The organism is Picosynechococcus sp. PCC 73109, from assembly GCF_001521855.1.
Lineage (GTDB): Bacteria > Cyanobacteriota > Cyanobacteriia > Cyanobacteriales > MRBY01 > MRBY01.
In genome coordinates, this window is record NZ_CP013998.1 from 433016 (window position 1) to 449813 (window position 16798).

Here is a 16798-nt window from a genome sequence, read left to right on the forward strand (position 1 = left end):
CGGCAAAAACTTCCACAATAGGGAACGTTCTTTAGCACCAAATTAAGGTTGTTGTTGTGCCTGAAACCCCGGCCCATGTGCGAATTTTGCAACAGTCCTGGCAGCAGGGCAAAATCATTGGCGAAGTGCAAGCGGGTTCCTACCAATGGGAATTTCAGTGGCATTTCCGCCAGGGAAAATTGCGGGTACATCCGACCCTCGGCCGCGCCTTAATTTACGAACCCCTGGGCCGATTTTTGGAGCAGAGTGATTATCGTCTGGAACCAGGTGGCGATTATCAGTTCACCCTCCGGTCACGGCTATAAAGTTCCTCCAACTCCCTTTCGGATTAATTGTGGGGAGACTGAAATTTAGATAGTGACACTGAACCCAATCAAAAAATCTTGTTACACATCGCCGCAGCGGTCTAAGTCCCTTGGAGATCCGGGGTAAAATAACCACAGACCGCACCATTCGTGCTAAAGGACATTGGCAATGCAGAAAGTATTATTTCTGTTTGGAGAATTAAATGATGATGATATTGACTGGCTCATCACTGCCGGTAAGATTGCCAAAATTCCGCCGCAAACAATTTTAATCCAGGAAAATCAACCTCTGGAAAATTTTTACATTCTCCTCGATGGCTCGGTATCGGTTTTCATTGACCTCATGGGAGTGACAAAGGATATTGCGGTGCTCCAGAGTGGGGAAGTTTTTGGGGAACTGTCTTTTATTGATCAGCAGTTACCCAGTGCCAGTGTCAAAACCTGTGGTGAATGCTTATTACTGGCCGTATCCCAAGACAAAATTTCCGACCGCCTGAATCAAGATATTGGTTTTTCGGCGCGATTTAATCGGGCGATCGCCACCTTTTTAGCGAGTCGTCTCCGGAATACGGTGCGTCACCTCGGCGAGGACAAAGATTTTGTGTTTAATCAAAGCCGAGCCAACGAAGCCGCGCCCAGCATGATTCAAGAAAATCTCAATGTCGCTACCACCCGCTTCGATTGGTTGCTGCGCCGGGTACAATCCCAAACGGCTCCGGAAAATCCTGTTTAATGCTCTCCGCCAGGTCAAAGCAGTTTGAAGTATGGTGTGATGAAAAATTTTTAGGATCTTATGGTCATGGGCTATTGGTATGCGGGGGCTTGGTACGAGGGGACAGAACTGACTCTCCCGGTTAGTGATCCGAGTTTTTTATTTGGGGCGACCCTCTTTACGACGCTCCGAGTTCACCAGGACTCCCTCACCGATCCCCGCAGTCTGTGGTCTCACCATGGCGATCGCCTCCGCCACAGCATCAAAACTTTGCAATGGCCAGCACCCGATTGGGGGCGCGTTAGCCAGGGAGCCCAAAAAGTGGCCACCGTCGCCCCTGTGGTGCGGATAACGATTCTCCATGATGGCCGCGAACTGATCCTCGGTCGTCCACTGCCGGAACATTTAGCCCAACATCAACAGCAAGGAATCCAAGGTTGGTTGGCCCAAGACCCCTATTTCCAGAGACCCCAGGCGGATTTTAAAACAGGCAATTACCTCAGCGCCTGGCAGGCCCGTCAACGAGCGATCACCTTGGGGACTGGAGAAGCAATTCTGCAAGATCCCAGCGGCCACTGGCTCGAAACCGCCACCGGAAATTTATGGGGTTTTAAACAAGGCACTTGGTACACGCCGCCCCTGGGGGGAATTTTGCCTGGGGTGATGCGATCGCACCTCCTAGGGCAATTGCAAAATCAGCAACTCCCCGTCCAGGAAATTCCTTGGGACATTGATTTGATCCAAACCTTCGAGGCGATCGCCTACAGTAACAGCGTCGTGGGCTTGATTCCGTTCCAGGCGATTCAGGGAGTTGATTTTTCCTTAAACGCTCTCCAGATCGACCATCCAGCCCTGCGCCACCTCCAGCATTTGAGCGGTCAACTGGTCGTGTAATCCAGGTAAATCCTCGAAAAGCATTGAGAAAAATCTTAAAATACTTAAAATAAAGTAACAAGCCGTAATAAAAACGCGATTAATTTTCATAATTAGCGGCCCCTGCTGGCTTCATTATTTTCAGAAATTTCTATGAATCATTTCTTGCCTCGTCCCCTGCTCCGTAGTCTTTTCGCGGTCTGTTTGGCGGTGATGACCTGGGCGATCGCCCCCGCTGCCTTCGCCGTTAACAACCCTGAACTGCTCCCCGATTATGAAACGCCGGTCGTGGATTTGGCGAACTTCCTCCCCCAGCTCCAGGAAGAAAATCTCGTGACGGATCTGAACAATTTTGAAGCAGAAACGGGCTGGAAAATGCGCGTCTTAACTCAATTTGACCGCAGTCCCGGACGGGCAGTAAAGGAATACTGGGGCCTCGATGATAAAAGCATTTTGCTCGTCGCCGATGGTCGGGGGGGCAACCTCTTAGCCTTTAGCATTGGTGATGATGTCTATGAACTGATGCCCCGCACCTTCTGGATCGAACTCCAGACTCGCTTCGGTAATATGTACTACGTTCGTGAACATGGCGAAAATCAGGCGATCGCCGATGCCCTAGAAACCGTTAAAGTCTGTGTCACCAAAGAAGGTGGCTGTATTGTTGTGCCTGGCTTACCCCGTGAACAGTGGCTACTCACCCTCATTAGTTCCGTTGTTGGGGGCGTTATCTGTGGCTTTGCTGCCATTCCCCGCAAAGAAGGTCAAGCCTTTGCCTGGCAGTGGGCCTTAATCATGTCTCCCCTCTGGGGCATCCTCTTTCTCGCCTTTGGGGTTGGCCCCGTTGTCACTCGCACCTCCGACTGGTTACCCCTATTTCGCAATATCCTCGGCTTCATGATGGGGGCGATCGTGGCATTTATTGCGCCGATGTTTAATCAACCGAATCCTTCCGAATCTGAATCCTAAAGCTTATCCCCTTGTAAAATTCGGTGGTACTAAAAGGGTAATGACGGTTTTGTTAAGGTAGAACGGAAGTCATTGACTCCGACCCATGCCCCAATGTCTCAGCTGTCAATCTCAACACACCGTCAAAAATGGGCACATCCACAACGGTAAACAGCGCTTTCTCTGCAAGCAATGCGGTCGTCAATTCGTTGAACATCCCACCAATAAACTCATTGATGCCGAGACCCGTGCTCTGATTGACCGTCTGCTTCTCGAACGTCTCTCTCTGGCTGGTATTGCCAGAGCCGTGCAAGTTTCCGAACAATGGCTGCAAGATTACGTCAATATGAAAGCAGCACAAGTACCAAGGAGGGCCAATGTTGTCCCCAAAAAAAGGGGTCTTTAAAGGTGCAGTGTGACGAACTCTGGTCTTTTGTTGACCACAGAGGCAATAAACAGTGGGTCTGGCTGGCCCTTGATGTTCAGACCCGAGAAATTATTGGCCTGCACGTTGGTTGCCGTGGTCGAGAGAGTGCAAAAGCACTGTGGGCATCATTGCCTGGGGTATATCGGCAATGTGGAGTCTTCTACACGGATGAGTGGGAAGCCTACCGTGGTGTATTCCCTTCAAAGCGTCATCGGGTGGTTAGCAAACAGAGTGGTAAAACCAGTTATATTGAGCGCTTTAATTGTACTGTGAGGCAAAGGATGTCACGGTTTGTGAGACACAGTCTAGCCTTCTCCAAGTGTGTATTCAATCACATTGGACTATTGTGGAATTTCATCCATCACTACAATTCATCATTACCCCTTTAGTACTACCTCAAATTCAACCTGATGCCTCTCAGTTCCTTGGGAGGCTTTTTTATCTGCTCGCCCAGAAAAAACAAAAATTGCAATCAGACTATAAATAGTGCTTTCTGGGGGACAATCATTCCAACTGCACCCATCACTGGTGTGGTATCTCTCAGCAAACTCTTTTAAACTAAACTAAGACCTTTTAAGATTTGTATCCTCTACGCGGCCCCAGCCACTATGCAACAATCTCTCCTTGACCGGATGCCCACCAATCCCATCTTTAATCCCGATGGGAATGACGATATCGCCCACCGTTCCATTTGGTTCGGGGAAACCACTAACCTGATGCAACTGAACGATGTTCGCTACCCTTGGGCGGTGGGACTCTACCAACAGATGCGGGAAAACTTTTGGATTCCCCAGAAGCTGGACATTACCCAGGATGTCACCGACTACCACAACCTGACAGATTCAGAACGCCGCGCCTTTGACGGAATCCTCAGTTACCTGACCTTCCTTGATTCTGTCCAAACCTGTAATCTTCCTCACATCAAAAGCTCGATTACGGCCCCAGAAATTAGCCTCTGCATTGCCGAGCAGATCTCCCAGGAGGGGATGCACAACCAGTCCTATCAATACATGATTGAGACGATCATCCCTAGCGATCGCCGCAGTGCCGTCTATGATTTTTGGCGCACGGATAAAGTCTTACGCGATCGCTGTGAGTACATTGCCAGCAACTACCAGCGCTACATTGACAACCCCACCCCAGAAAATTACTTTACGACCCTTGTCGCCGACTATTTGCTAGAAGGGCTGTATTTTTACAATGGTTTTGTGTTCTTCTACAATCTCGCCTCGCGGATGTTGATGCCCGGTTCTGCGGATATTTTTAAGATGATTAACCGGGACGAACTCAGCCACGTGCGCCTATTCCAAAAACTGATCCCAGAGGCCATGGCCACCTTTGATCACTCTGTCGATCACATCTATGAAATGGTGGAACGAGCCGTACAGTACGAATGCCAATGGACAAACCACATTGTCGGTAACGATATCCTTGGCATTACAGAACAAAGCACCGAGATTTACACTAAGTATTTGGCGAATATTCGTCTTCAAGCCATCGGCCTCGAACCGTTGTACAAAGGGGATCAATACAAGAAAAGCCCCTACCGTCACCTCGAACGATTCTCAGACACAAAAAAAGAAGGTAACACCAAAGCCAACTTCTTTGAGGCCGGGGTGACCAGCTACGTGATGTCATCGGGAATTACAGGCTGGGATGAATTTTAAACAGACACTGGGGGCGATAATGCAGAAAAAAATCTGTAGTTTGTTGTACTGTTTTTCGTCCCTTATTCTGCCCGCAGTCGCAATGAGCTAAAATTAGCGTTGCATATCCGTTCAGTTTGAGGAGGAGAGGACTATTCCTGAACCGCTAAATCTGACTGTAAGTTTGAGAGGAACTTACGAAGTCATTGACAACAAATATCAAATTTTCCGCTTAACTGGGTTATTGGATGCTTTTTCCGAGCCTGTGTTTAGTACAGCCATCAAAAACCGCATTAATGAAGGCCCCCACGATATTATCCTCTCCCTAGCCCAAATTGATTTTGTGGATAGTTCTGGTATCGGTGCCCTGGTGCAGTTGGTAAAACACACCCAAAATGCTGGGGGAACGATGCAAGTGGTGACCAATCCACGGGTAACCCAAACGGTGAAGTTAGTTCGCCTAGAGAAGTTTTTGTCTCTACGGAACTCCATTGATGAGGCGATCGCCCACCTAGACGAGAAAAAATAGGGACGAGAAAACCATTGTTTGTCCCTGACATTACCGCTGATCAGCTCCGACAATTATCCCCCGCGTCCTTAGCCTATGTGGGGGATGCTGTTTATGAACTCTACAGCCGCTGTTATTTTTTGTTGCCCCCCTGTCGCATCGCGGATTACCACGGTAAGGTGGTGGCGGAGGTGCGGGCAGAAACCCAAGCCCAATATTTAACTCTCCTAGAATCCCATTTAAGCGAGCTAGAACAGGACATTGTTCGCCGGGGGCGCAATGCAGCCACCGGAAAACCAAGGCGTCTGAGCTTAGCTATTTATCGGCAGGCCACGGGCTTTGAAGCTCTAGTCGGATATCTCTATCTCACAAACCCACAGCGTTTGGCCGAATTATTTACCTATTTACCCCAAGAACGGTCTGGGGTCTGATATGATCGACTCTCTTTTGTGTTTCGTTGGGGCTTTTTCCCCTAGGGAGCGCCCCGCCTGAGGTAAGACAAAATATGTTTGTGTTGATTTAACGGTTGGCTGAAAAAGGTGACTTTGTTGATTTTAAATAACCGGAGTCATACCTAGGCGATCGCCCCAGCCCCTACAACTGATTTTCCTTGACAAGTTAATACATCTGAACGACCAAAGACTGATTTTTTATGAACAAGCCACATCGATCCGATTCGGGTAAAAAATACGGTAGAGCTGCTGGGGGAAGAGACCGCAAGCCGAGCAAAAAGTATGGAAAAGCTTCTTCCTTTGATCGGGATCGACGTTCTGATCGCCGCGAAGATGGCGGTAAATTTGAACGGGGCGATCGCCCAGCCCCCCGGCGCAAGGGTCAATTTTCCCGACGAGACGAAGGAGGAGAGCGCTCCTTTAAACGCTTTGATAAACGCACCAGCCAAGGTGCTGGCCCGAATAAAAGACGCCCCATTACAGACCGTCCTAAACCCCAGCGTAGCCAAGGGCCAGAATTCATCCCCCAAGATGCGCCTGAACTCACGCCCCAAACCGCCCCAGAGGAAGCTACCGAAGCAGTCACCCTAGAAGAAGATAATGACTTGATCTACGGCAAACATGCGGTGTTATCAGTGCTGGAGAGCGAACGTCCCCTCAACCGAATTTGGGTCACCTCTCGCCTGCGCCACGCCAATCGTTTCCATACCCTCCTCCAGGCTGCCAAAAACCAAGGCACGGTGATCGACGAAGTGAGTATGTCCCGCCTAGACTATCTGACCAACCGGGGCGTCCACCAGGGCATCGCTGTGCAGACGGCTCCCTATGAATATATGGAGTTGCCGGATCTCATTGAGCAAGCGAAGGCCAAAACAGAATCCCCCGTGGTCGTGATTGCCGACGGCATCACCGATCCCCATAATTTAGGGGCGATTATTCGTACTGCCGAAGCGATTGGTGCCCAAGGGATGATTATTCCCCAACGGCGAGCGGTGGGGGTGACCTCAACGGTGATGAAGGTGGCCGCTGGTGCCCTTGAACATTTCCCGGTCGCGCGGGTGGTCAATCTTAGTCGGGCCATGGAAGAACTCAAGGAAGCTGGTTTCTGGATTTATGGCACTGCCGCCGGAACCAGTAAAGCCTTACACAATATCAAATTTGAAGGTGCGATAGGATTAGTTATCGGTTCGGAAGGACAAGGTCTTAGTTTGTTGACGCAAAAGCATTGTGATGAACTGGTTGCAATTCCGATGACCGGGAAAACCCCTAGCCTAAACGCTTCCGTCGCTGCGGCGATCGCCTTATATGAAGTGTACCGACAAAAGCTTGTACGCCAGGTGCAAATCACCCTCCCGGATACCCCCTAAGGCAGTATGCAAAGTGAGCGCTTTCGGGATAAAACAAGAGTTGTTGGTTTGAATCCAGACAAGCTATCTTCAACAACAAGTATTTTTCCAGTAGACCCATACCTCAAACTTCACCACCACAGGGACAGATATGAAAGAACTTTTGCTCAAGCTCTTCGAGACCATTGGTCGTGCCTATTGGCTTGAAATTACCACTGAGCAACCGGAGTGTACCTACTACTTTGGTCCTTACCTCAGTCGCAAAGAGGCGATCGCCGCCCAGCCCGGTTTCCTCGAAGACCTTACCAACGAAGGAGCCCAGAACATCGACGTAAACCTACAACGGTGTCGTACCCCCAAAGAGCTCACTATTTTTGATGACTCTGGGTCAAAAAAAACCCTGATGCCCATCTTTAGCTTTAGCCACTAGCTTCTGAATTATTCCCCCTGGTAATCCCCATTTTCTGTGTGTGCCCCGGCGCTATTCATAATGGGGATTTTTGTCGTGGTTGCGAAGCCGCTTCCCTGAAACCAGGACGCCACAGGGGTAGAAGTCTTGTGATATCTTCATTAGGGAACAAAATCTATAATTCTGTCCATTTCCTAGCAAGTGTTCGAGGCAAAATAGCGTGTCGTTAAATTTTCAAGAAATCATCGCCACCCTCAATCAATTTTGGCGGGATCGTGGTTGTCTAATTGCCCAGCCCTACGACACCGAAAAAGGGGCCGGCACCATGAACCATCACACTTTTTTGCGGGCGATTGGCCCTGAACCTTGGTCCGTTGCCTATGTCGAACCTTGCCGTCGCCCTACCGATGGCCGCTATGGTGAAAACCCCAACCGGGTACAGCATTATTTCCAGTACCAGGTGATCATCAAACCGTCACCGGACAACATTCAAGAGATTTATTTAGACTCCCTCAAAGCCCTGGGCATTCAGCCGGAAGATCACGATATCCGCTTTGTAGAAGATAACTGGGAGTCGCCGACCCTCGGTGCCTGGGGCGTGGGCTGGGAAGTGTGGCTTGATGGCATGGAAATCACCCAATTTACCTACTTCCAACAATGTGGTGGCCTTGACTGTCGCCCGGTTTGTATTGAAATCACCTATGGCCTAGAACGCCTGGCAATGTACCTCCAGGAAGTGGATGCGATCACCAAGATCCGCTGGAATGAGACCACCAGCTACGGAGATATTTTCCTGCAAAGTGAAATTGAGCAATGCACCTACAATTTTGAAGCGTCTAATCCGGAAATGTTGTTTCAGCTATTTTCGCTCTACGAAGCAGAAGCCCAACAACTCATTGAGAAAGGGTTGGTGATGCCGAGCCTTGATTATGTGCTGAAATGTTCCCACACGTTTAATTTACTCGATGCGCGGGGGGTAATTGCCGTGGCCGAACGTACCCGCTACATTGGGCGGATTCGTCACATGGCCCGCCAGGTGGCCCACCTTTACCTTGCCCAACGGGAAGAATTGGGCTTTCCGTTACAAAAGGCGATCGCCTAAGCTGGAGATAGACTCCGCCGACGAATTGAGGTATTGCGATGCGTACTTCCCTAGGGGCCATTGCCGAGCACATTGCGGCAACCACTGGCCAACCGTTCACCCTCGAACAGCAGCGTTCCGTGGGGGGCGGCTGCATTAACCAGGGCTACTGTTTGGCAGGCTCTGGCCAGCGGTATTTTGTAAAGCTCAATCGTCCAAATCAGACGGCAATGTTCGCCGCAGAGGCCTTGGCCCTCCAGCAAATGGGCGCAACCCAAACTATCCGTGTTCCAAAGCCCATCTGTTGGGGGGAAACCGAGAGTAATAGTTATATCGTCCTGGAATGGATCGACCTCGGTGGTGGTAGTGGTGAAGCTTGGCAAGCCATGGGCCGCCACCTCGCAGAACTTCACCGTTGGGGTACGGCGGAAAAATTTGGCTGGGATCGCTCCAATACCATTGGTTCTACGCCTCAAATGAATGACTGGCAAAGCAATTGGGCTGAATTTTGGGCGGAACAACGCCTTGGCTATCAACTGCGTCTTGCAAGGCGAAAAGGGGGCGATTTTCCGGAGCCACAGCGGATCATTGAAGGAGTACGAAGAATTTTGCGGGATCATCAGCCCCAGCCTTCCCTCGTCCATGGGGATCTTTGGTCAGGAAATGCCGCGGTGACGGCCCAGGGAGAACCGATTATTTTTGACCCAGCGGCCTACTATGGCGATCGCGAAGTAGATATTGCGATGACAGAGCTATTTGGTGGCTTTCCGGGACGTTTTTACCAGGGCTATAACGAGGCTTGGCCCCTGGATTCTGGCTATGGCGATCGCCGCGATTTGTACAACCTCTATCACGTGCTCAATCACTTCAATTTATTTGGTGGGGGCTATGGCAACCAAGCCAAGCGAATTATTCAGCAGCTTTTTTAAGGGTGTTTTTAAGGTTGTCCCAAACCCTGAGATCGGCGGGTTCGTCAATGTCCTGGAGTATTGGCAGTAATGCAAGGCTTAGATTTAACTGCTGGCAGCGGGCCTCAGTTTCCGAGAAAACTTGAGCTGTACCCCAGGGCATTTCTGTAAAGAGAGCAGCAATATTTTGGCGCAGACCAATCAGATAATAACCGCCGTCCACTGCTGGGCCAAGGACAACTTCAGCCGCATCGAGTTTATCAAAGGCCGCTGCGAGAATTTCATCGGTAATGCTTGGGCAATCGATACCAATCACCACGGTTTTGGCATAACCCTGTTGCTCACTGGTTTGAAAAGCATGAATCAGGCGATCACCTAAATCTTGACCCTGTTGCGCTTGATAATGCCACTGTTCCCCCAGCCAGGCTGCCATTTGGGTCGTTGTACCACCGGAAAAGTAAATCGAAATCTCGATATTTTTCAAAACTTCTACGGTTTTCAGGGTATGTTCCGTCAGGTGGCGTTGTAGTGTTGCGGCCCCCTCCCCCCCTAAAGCAGGAATTAAACGGGTTTTTGTCTGGCCCGGCACCGGATAGCGGGTGAAAATAATGAGATGAGCTGCTTTATGACACATTACTGATAAACGGGGTGTTGCCCATAGAACGGTACAACCGCGCCCCAAGGCCCCTGGGGGTCTGCTTGCCATTGGGATTGGGCAAGGCTTAAAACTTCAGTTACAGTATCACCAATCGTTTCTGGAGGATCTATCACCTGCAAATCAGGAAAATTGCCCTGACAATCTGCCCAGGCTGTGGGGGTAAATAACTGATCCGGCACGAGGGCGATCGCCCCTGTCGCCGTGATTTGATAAATGGCCCCAAAGACCGCGCCCCGTCGCGCTAGCAAAGCCACAGCCACCGTTTGACCCAGACAATTTTCTCGGTTCCGAAAAGCGCACCCCGTCGTGGATCGCTGGGCGATCGCCGCTAAGGTCGAGATGCCATAGAGGGGTATGCTCAACTGTTGGGCGAGGGTGCGGGCCGTGACAACGCCTAACCGAGTGCCCGTAAAGCCCCCAGGCCCTTTTGCCACCCCTAAAAAGGCGATGTCTTGCCAAGCATGGGGCTGGATAAACTCCTGGAGATAGCAATGGAGTTGGGCTGATAAATCCCGTCCCAGTTCCCACAGGGCCGTGCGTTGTTCCCCTGTGACCAAGTTCCGTAAACTCAGCCCTAACTGGGGGGTTGTGGTGTGGAGTGCTAAACCCAAGGTGGGCTCCGGTGCGATCGCCATAGATGTCTGCAAATTGCCACAAATAACAGGCCTTTCATTCTAGGCGATCGCCTGCCGATTACCCAACGGTAGCCCCATAAATTTAGCCTTAGGGATTAGGAATTTTGGCCATTTAAGCTATGATAGAAAATGCTGTCTTTATATAGAATTTTTAGACTAAATTTCATGGCCAAGAAATCAATGATTGAGCGCGACAAGAAACGTGCTCGCATGGTGGCAAAATACGCCGCAAAAAGAGCTGCCCTTAAGGAAGCTTTTAATAACGCAGCTGATCCCCTCGAAAAACTCGAAATCCACCGCAAAATCCAAAATCTTCCCCGCAACAGCTCTCCGACCCGGATGCGCAACCGTTGCCAAATTACTGGCAGACCCCGCAGCTACTACCGTGACTTTGGTCTGTGCCGCAACGTCCTCCGGGATTGGGCCCACCAAGGCTTGCTCCCTGGTGTGGTCAAATCCAGTTGGTAGTGACTGGTCTCGGCCCCAAGGGTTAAGACGATTTAGCGATTATTTTTTATATTTTTTTTCGAGGTAAGGCTTAGCTTTACCTTTTTTTGTGGCGATGGGAGATGGGCAATTTTCAAAAAAGCAGCAATTGTCACCTCCCCTGAAGAAATTCTTTCGTTACACTAGAGACATCTCTTGGTGTTTTGTATTGATTCAAACCTCATTGGAGTTACCTAAGGCGATCGCCATGTCTGAATCCGAAAAAGAAAAATTTCTATTTCCCATTGAGAGCTACCGAGGCGAATTCAAAATGGAGAAAGTCCTCTTTAATGCCAACCTACAGGAGTTTGCCCAGCGGGTAAATTTTATCTGCAACTTAGAAACGAACGGCAAAATTTCATCACAGCAAGCCTATCAAGAAATAAAAAACCTTTGGAAAACCCTCAAAAGTACCCGCAAAAGCCTTGAACTCCCCGATGAGGAGAACAAAGCTTAGTCTTTTTTGGAGAATCATAGCGGCGATCTTTTCGCTACTTTTCCACTAGCCAGAGGGGTAAACTTTGGCTTGGGTTTACGGCCAAACCTTGAATATTAGCCTGGGCAAAAACATATTCTTTCCCTTGCCAAATGGGGATATAGGGCACATCTGCCACCATTTGTTCTTGGATTTGCGTAAAAATTTCGAGGCGTTTTGTCGGGTCAGTCTCTGTCCGTTGGGCATCAATTAATTGGTTCATCGCTTCATTCCAATAAAAAGACCCTTGGTTTTGTGCGCCCCCGGATTCACAGCCCGTTTCTGGGGATCCCACTTCACAATTTAAAAGGGGATGAATGTAATTATCCGCATCTAAAAAGTCTGGGTACCAGTTCCCTAGGGCCGCCGGATAAATCCCCTGGGCAATATTCTGGAAAAAAGTCGCTCCCTCGACGCTGCTGGGCTCAAATTGCAACAAGCCTTCCAGTTCGCGGTTGGCATATTCCCTGAGGGTTGTGGCGATAATGCCACGGGTGGTGGAGCCGGACGGATACCACAGGGGAATTACAGCCGGATTTTCTGGGGTAAAGCCCGCTTCGGTGAGGAGGGTTTTGGCCTGTTCAATGTTGGCATCACCATAGGTGGTTTGGAACAAGGGCTGCGAAGCCGGAAAAGAAGTCGGAATCAAACTATAGAGGGGATCAGCCTGACCATTAAGCACCCGTTCGTTGATCAGGTTGCGGTCGAGGAGAGCGGCGATCGCCTGGCGGACTTCGAGCTGATCGAGGGGGGCTTGGTTACGGTTTAGCACCATAAAATTCACCGCTGTCCCCTCTGCTTCTAGGGCTTGAATTTCGCCGCTTTCTGCCTCCCGGAGGAGATTACTCACCTGTTCCGGCTCCAGGGATTGGTAGGCGATATCCACGGCCCCCGTCTGGAGTGCATTAAATAAATTGGCGGCATTGCTGTTGAAAATTTGGATATCAACCCCGGCATTCTTCGCGGTCTCGCCCCAGTAATCGTCATTGCGGTCGAGGGTAATGGTGTCACTCGTAAAGGCCGTTAGCTTGTAGGGGCCAGTGCCCACCAGTTGACTGGGGTTAAAGGCACCTTCGCCGATTTCGTAGGCCGCGGGGGAAACAGCACTAGCCCCAGCAAAGGCCAATAATGCAGGGAAAGCAGCAAAGGGTTGCTTGAGGGTAATGGTCAGTTCATATTCCCCGGTCGCTTCGATATTCTCGATGATGTCCCCCAGTAAAAAGGAGGGTTTGCCTTTGTTTTCCATGAAGCGATCTAAAGAAAATTTCATCGCCGCCGCGTTAAAGGGTTCGCCATCATGGAAAGTGACGCCCTCCCGCAGGGGAATTGTATAGGTGAGGCCATCGTCGCTAATGGTGGGCAGCGCTGCGGCCAGGAGGGGTTTGATCTCCGTGGTCCCGATTTCGTAGGTGTAGAGACTTTCGGTGACGTTGTAGATGATATTTAAACCGGCAATTTCGTAGCTATCGGCGGGATCGATGGTGCGGGGTTTGGCGGTGGTGCCCAGGGCCAAACGATTATTGACATCGGCGCTAATGGTGGTCGTTTCACTGTTGGGAGTGGTGCCGTTGGGATTGGGATTACAGCTCACCAGAAGGGAACCAAAACAAAGGGCGATCGCCGCTACAGAATAAAATTGCCGGGAATGGATCATAGTGCTTTTGGACAACAGGACTAGGTGGACTTGATCATAGCGGGATTTGACCCCGAATATTGTTGGACAGACCGGGCTTGGGGATCGAGGACTTGGTTCAGCTTGCCACTGCGGTAGCCCTCTAGGTCTAGGGTGACGTACAGAAACCCATAGCCTTGGAACGTCTTGACCAGGGCATCGAGATCTACCTGGACGACAAAATCGCGAATTTGTTCGGGGGGCAACTCAATGCGAGCCGTGTCACCCTGGGAACGCACCCGCAGCGATCGCCAGCCCAAACGTCGCAGATAAACTTCACACCGACCGACCCGCTGGAGTTTTTCGGTGGTGATCAGCTCTCCATAGGGAAACCGGGAACTGAGGCAGGGTTGCGCAGGCTTATCCCACCAGGGCAACCCCAACTGTTTGGAAATTTCCCGCACTTCTAATTTGGTGATCCCCACTTCTGCCAAAGGCGATCGCGCCCCCCGTTCTTTCGCCGCTTGAATCCCCGGACGATAATCTTGGAGATCATCGGCATTAACCCCGTCAATGACGTAGGGATAGCCCCGTTCTAGGGCCAGGGGTTTAAGGGTGTCGTGGAGTTCGCTTTTGCAAAAATAGCAGCGGTTGGCCGGATTGCTGACGTAATTAGGGTTGTCCATTTCGTGGGTTTCCACCTGTTCGTGGACAATGCCAATGGTTTTTGCCTGGGTGATCGCCGCTTCCAATTCTTCGGGTAACAGGGATGGTGAAACGGCAGTCATCGCCACGGCGCGATCACCTAAAACATCATAGGCTACCTTTGCCACCAGAGTGCTGTCAATGCCCCCAGAATAGGCAATTAAGGCCCGTTCCGTTTCCTGGAAAAAATGTTGCAGTGCCGTAAGTTTTTCTTGCCAAGCCATGGGTCGCTGCGTTCACTGAAGGTTTAGCTTGGGATCTTAACAGATTGCTCTAGTGCTTTTGGCCCCAAGGCGATCGCCATTTCCCTAGCCACCATAGGTTTGATCAATCTCGGCCTCGATCTCCCGCACCACCTCTAGGGGAAGTCCCAACCGCCCCAGGAGTTGCTGGTAAACGATACTCTCCAATTCATTGACTTCGTTGGCCCGAATTACCTCATAACTAAGCCTTAGGGCGGTAATTTTCTCAGTGTCCGTGGTCAGAGTATCTGTCAGCTGCTCTAGGGGAAGATTGCTCGCTAGGTAATTTTCCAGTTCCTCTTGCAGTTGGGCCTGGTGCTGACTGTCGTTGGTAAATTGCTCACTCAAGCGACTGAGGATCACCTGTTTCTGCTCCGGGGCAAAGTTGCCATCGGCCCAGGCCATACTCGCAGCGATGCGAATCAAGTTCATTTGCTCCGGTGTGATGGTGGGTGCTTCTCCCAGATAAACCTCAATCACTTTGGGGTCGTTCTGTACCTGATTCATGTTGCCTTCACAGAGCACAGAACCCTGGTGCAGCACCGTCACTTGTCGCGCAATCTGGCGCACAAACTCCATATCATGTTCAATCACGATCAGAGAATGGCTTTCGGCGAGGGCGAGGAGTAAATTACCGACGTTTTCCGTTTCCTCATCGGTCAAGCCCGCCACGGGTTCGTCCACCAACAACAGATCCGGGGACTGGGCCACCAGCATACCAATTTCTAAACGCTGTTTTTCCCCATGGGCCAACCAAGCCGCTTGAATATCGGCTTTTTCGGTGAGACCAATGGTTTCCAAAAGACTTAGGGTTTGGGTTCTTTCCGTAGCCTTGGTTCCCCCAAAAAGAGTAGGTAAAACGTTTTTGTGACGATTACAGGCGAGGTCTAGGTTTTCGCGCACCGTTAAATTTTGGTAGACCCTAGGCGTTTGAAATTTGCGACCAATGCCGAGGCGGGCCACTTTGTGTTCCGGGAGGCCGCTGATGGTTTTGCCTTTAAATTTGACGTTACCTATGGTGGGTTTAACCTTGCCGGTGATCACATCCAAAAACGTAGTTTTCCCCGCACCATTAGGGCCAATGATCACCCGTAGCTCCCCTTTACCCATGCGGAAGTTGAGGTTATTGAGGGCCTTAAAGCCATCGAAGTTGACGGTCAAATTCTCAATTTCCAAGATATTTTCCATGGTCTCGCCCTACTCCTTTGTCACTAATTGGTCTTCTTGGATATTTTGCACATCGGGATCGTCGGCGATCGCCGGATAACTGACTGGTTGTCCAATACCCAACAGATGGGCCACTTTGACCCAGAGGACATCCTGCACCCAGCCCACAATGCCGTCGGGGAGCACCGTCACCACGATTAAAAACAGCGCTCCTTGGAAAAAGAGCCAAATTTCTGGGAAGCTTTCACTTAAATAGATGCGGGCAAAATTGACCAAAATCGTGCCGATAATTGCGCCGATCAGGGTCGCCCGGCCTCCCACCGCCACGGAGATCACCATCTCAATGGAAAAGGCCACTTCCATGTAGTTCGGCGTGATAATCCCACTTTGTACCGTATAAAGGGCTCCGGAAATTCCGGCGATCGCCCCGGCGATCGCAAAGACAACTACCTTAAACCAGGTGGGATCGTAGCCCGTAAACCGCACCCGCGTTTCATCATCCCGAATGGCGATCAACATCCGGCCAAAGCGACCACTCGTTAGCCAGCGACAAAGGAGATAAACCAACAGCAAGGCCACAATCGTTGTTTCATAAAACAGCAACTGAATTCCTGAATCCCCGACCCGCTGCCCCAGGAAAACGGCGGTATCTGTTTTGAGACCGTTGGTGCCGTTGATCAGCTTTTGCTGACCATTAAAAAAGTTAAAAAAGACCAACAGCGCCGCCTGGGTAATGATCGAAAAATAGACCCCCTTAATGCGATTGCGAAAGACAAGATAGCCCAAAATCCCCGCAACGATCCCTGGCACCAGCACCATGGCAAGCAGAGTCAGGGGTAGCGAGTAAAAAGGCTGCCAAAAGAGGGGTAATTTTTCGACGCCATAGAGCATAAAAAATTCGGGAATGGCACCATCAGGCAGTTGCAAACTGAGGTGCATCGCCAGGGCATAGCCACCGAGGGCAAAGAAAATCCCTTGGCCAAGACTAAGCAAGCCAGTGTAGCCCCAAATGAGGTCGATCCCCAGGGCGACGATCGCCATGGAGAGAAAACGCCCCACGAGTTTGAGGCGAAATTCCGGCAAAATCAAGGGCAAGATGACCATCGTAATGATCACCAGAGCAAGGATGATTGCTCCCTCAATGAGAAGTTTGGTGCGCTGTTGTTTGCGCTGGTCACGTCGGGTTAAACCTACATTCATGGTGCT

At 50.5% G+C, this 16798-nt stretch carries 20 protein-coding genes and 1 pseudogene; 15 read left to right on the forward strand and 6 right to left on the reverse strand.

Features of this window, described 5'->3' with window-relative positions; genetic code table 11:
• The first annotated feature begins 56 nt into the window (after positions 1–56).
• The 13 genes from AWQ23_RS02060 (at position 57) to AWQ23_RS02115 (ending at position 9633) form a co-directional block, all read left to right on the forward strand.
• Positions 57–305, forward strand: coding sequence for a DUF3146 family protein (locus AWQ23_RS02060; RefSeq protein ID WP_012306012.1), 249 nt, complete (start codon positions 57–59; stop codon positions 303–305).
• A gap of 169 nt (positions 306–474) precedes the next feature.
• Positions 475–1038, forward strand: a complete 564-nt coding sequence (locus tag AWQ23_RS02065) for a cyclic nucleotide-binding domain-containing protein (protein ID WP_062432046.1) — start codon at positions 475–477, stop codon at positions 1036–1038.
• Positions 1039–1104: 66 nt separating this feature from the next.
• Positions 1105–1911 carry an aminotransferase class IV gene (locus AWQ23_RS02070; protein WP_232308944.1) on the forward strand — a complete coding sequence of 269 codons (807 nt, stop codon included), beginning with the start codon at positions 1105–1107 and terminating at the stop codon, positions 1909–1911.
• Between the two features lie 132 nt (positions 1912–2043).
• Positions 2044–2856, forward strand: a complete 813-nt coding sequence (locus AWQ23_RS02075; protein WP_030006154.1) for a TPM domain-containing protein — start codon at positions 2044–2046, stop codon at positions 2854–2856.
• Between the two features lie 85 nt (positions 2857–2941).
• Complete coding sequence (locus AWQ23_RS16520) at positions 2942–3241, forward strand: transposase (RefSeq protein WP_071884895.1); 300 nt, start codon at positions 2942–2944, stop codon at positions 3239–3241.
• Complete coding sequence (locus tag AWQ23_RS15835; protein ID WP_397428306.1) at positions 3160–3651, forward strand: IS1 family transposase; 492 nt, start codon at positions 3160–3162, stop codon at positions 3649–3651. Before AWQ23_RS16520 ends, AWQ23_RS15835 begins: the two co-directional genes overlap by 82 nt.
• A 219-nt stretch (positions 3652–3870) precedes the next feature.
• Positions 3871–4929, forward strand: a complete 1059-nt coding sequence (locus AWQ23_RS02085) for a ribonucleotide-diphosphate reductase subunit beta (RefSeq protein WP_012306016.1) — start codon at positions 3871–3873, stop codon at positions 4927–4929.
• 151 nt (positions 4930–5080) lie between these two features.
• The gene (locus tag AWQ23_RS02090) at positions 5081–5437 is read left to right on the forward strand and encodes an STAS domain-containing protein (protein ID WP_041443323.1); all 357 of its coding nucleotides are present in this window, start codon (positions 5081–5083) and stop codon (positions 5435–5437) included.
• Between the two features lie 14 nt (positions 5438–5451).
• A complete protein-coding gene (locus AWQ23_RS02095) occupies positions 5452–5847 on the forward strand; it encodes a Mini-ribonuclease 3 (protein WP_062432052.1) in 396 nt (131 codons plus the stop codon).
• A 497-nt stretch (positions 5848–6344) separates the two neighbouring features.
• Positions 6345–7235, forward strand: a complete 891-nt coding sequence (gene rlmB, locus AWQ23_RS02100; protein ID WP_062436462.1) for a 23S rRNA (guanosine(2251)-2'-O)-methyltransferase RlmB — start codon at positions 6345–6347, stop codon at positions 7233–7235.
• A 130-nt stretch (positions 7236–7365) separates the two neighbouring features.
• A complete protein-coding gene (locus AWQ23_RS02105; protein ID WP_062432053.1) occupies positions 7366–7644 on the forward strand; it encodes a DUF1816 domain-containing protein in 279 nt (92 codons plus the stop codon).
• Positions 7645–7843: 199 nt separating this feature from the next.
• Positions 7844–8725 carry a glycine--tRNA ligase subunit alpha gene (gene glyQ / locus AWQ23_RS02110; RefSeq protein WP_012306021.1) on the forward strand — a complete coding sequence of 294 codons (882 nt, stop codon included), beginning with the start codon at positions 7844–7846 and terminating at the stop codon, positions 8723–8725.
• A 38-nt stretch (positions 8726–8763) separates the two neighbouring features.
• Positions 8764–9633: a fructosamine kinase family protein gene (locus AWQ23_RS02115; RefSeq protein WP_062432055.1), complete on the forward strand. Its 870-nt coding sequence runs from the start codon at positions 8764–8766 to the stop codon at positions 9631–9633.
• Here the strand turns inward: AWQ23_RS02115 and AWQ23_RS02120 are convergent.
• Positions 9614–10318 (reverse strand): TIGR04282 family arsenosugar biosynthesis glycosyltransferase, encoded by a 705-nt coding sequence (locus tag AWQ23_RS02120; protein WP_232308946.1) that lies wholly within the window; start codon positions 10316–10318, stop codon positions 9614–9616. The genes AWQ23_RS02115 and AWQ23_RS02120 overlap by 20 nt on opposite strands.
• On the reverse strand, positions 10246–10905 hold the full coding sequence (tsaB, locus tag AWQ23_RS02125) for a tRNA (adenosine(37)-N6)-threonylcarbamoyltransferase complex dimerization subunit type 1 TsaB (protein WP_062432059.1): 660 nt from the start codon (positions 10903–10905) through the stop codon (positions 10246–10248). The genes AWQ23_RS02120 and tsaB overlap by 73 nt, the downstream gene beginning before the upstream one ends.
• 165 nt (positions 10906–11070) lie before the next feature.
• Between tsaB and rpsN the strand changes: the two genes are divergently transcribed.
• Together rpsN and AWQ23_RS02135 are read left to right on the forward strand one after the other, a co-directional pair.
• The gene (gene rpsN / locus AWQ23_RS02130; RefSeq protein ID WP_012306025.1) at positions 11071–11373 is read left to right on the forward strand and encodes a 30S ribosomal protein S14; all 303 of its coding nucleotides are present in this window, start codon (positions 11071–11073) and stop codon (positions 11371–11373) included.
• Between the two features lie 226 nt (positions 11374–11599).
• Positions 11600–11848, forward strand: coding sequence for a hypothetical protein (locus AWQ23_RS02135; protein ID WP_062432061.1), 249 nt, complete (start codon positions 11600–11602; stop codon positions 11846–11848).
• A 34-nt stretch (positions 11849–11882) separates the two neighbouring features.
• Here the strand turns inward: AWQ23_RS02135 and AWQ23_RS02140 are convergent, their stop codons facing one another.
• The 4 genes and pseudogenes from AWQ23_RS02140 to urtC all read right to left on the reverse strand — a co-directional run bounded on the left by AWQ23_RS02140 (position 11883) and on the right by urtC (position 16792).
• A complete protein-coding gene (locus AWQ23_RS02140) occupies positions 11883–13520 on the reverse strand; it encodes an ABC transporter substrate-binding protein (RefSeq protein ID WP_062432063.1) in 1638 nt (545 codons plus the stop codon).
• 20 nt (positions 13521–13540) lie between these two features.
• Complete coding sequence (gene larE, locus AWQ23_RS02145) at positions 13541–14407, reverse strand: ATP-dependent sacrificial sulfur transferase LarE (protein WP_062432065.1); 867 nt, start codon at positions 14405–14407, stop codon at positions 13541–13543.
• Between the two features lie 471 nt (positions 14408–14878).
• Positions 14879–15613: pseudogene (gene urtD, locus AWQ23_RS16465) on the reverse strand (urea ABC transporter ATP-binding protein UrtD); the annotation flags it as partial.
• Between the two features lie 9 nt (positions 15614–15622).
• Complete coding sequence (urtC, locus tag AWQ23_RS02155; protein ID WP_062432069.1) at positions 15623–16792, reverse strand: urea ABC transporter permease subunit UrtC; 1170 nt, start codon at positions 16790–16792, stop codon at positions 15623–15625.
• Between the last annotated feature and the right edge of the window lie 6 nt (positions 16793–16798).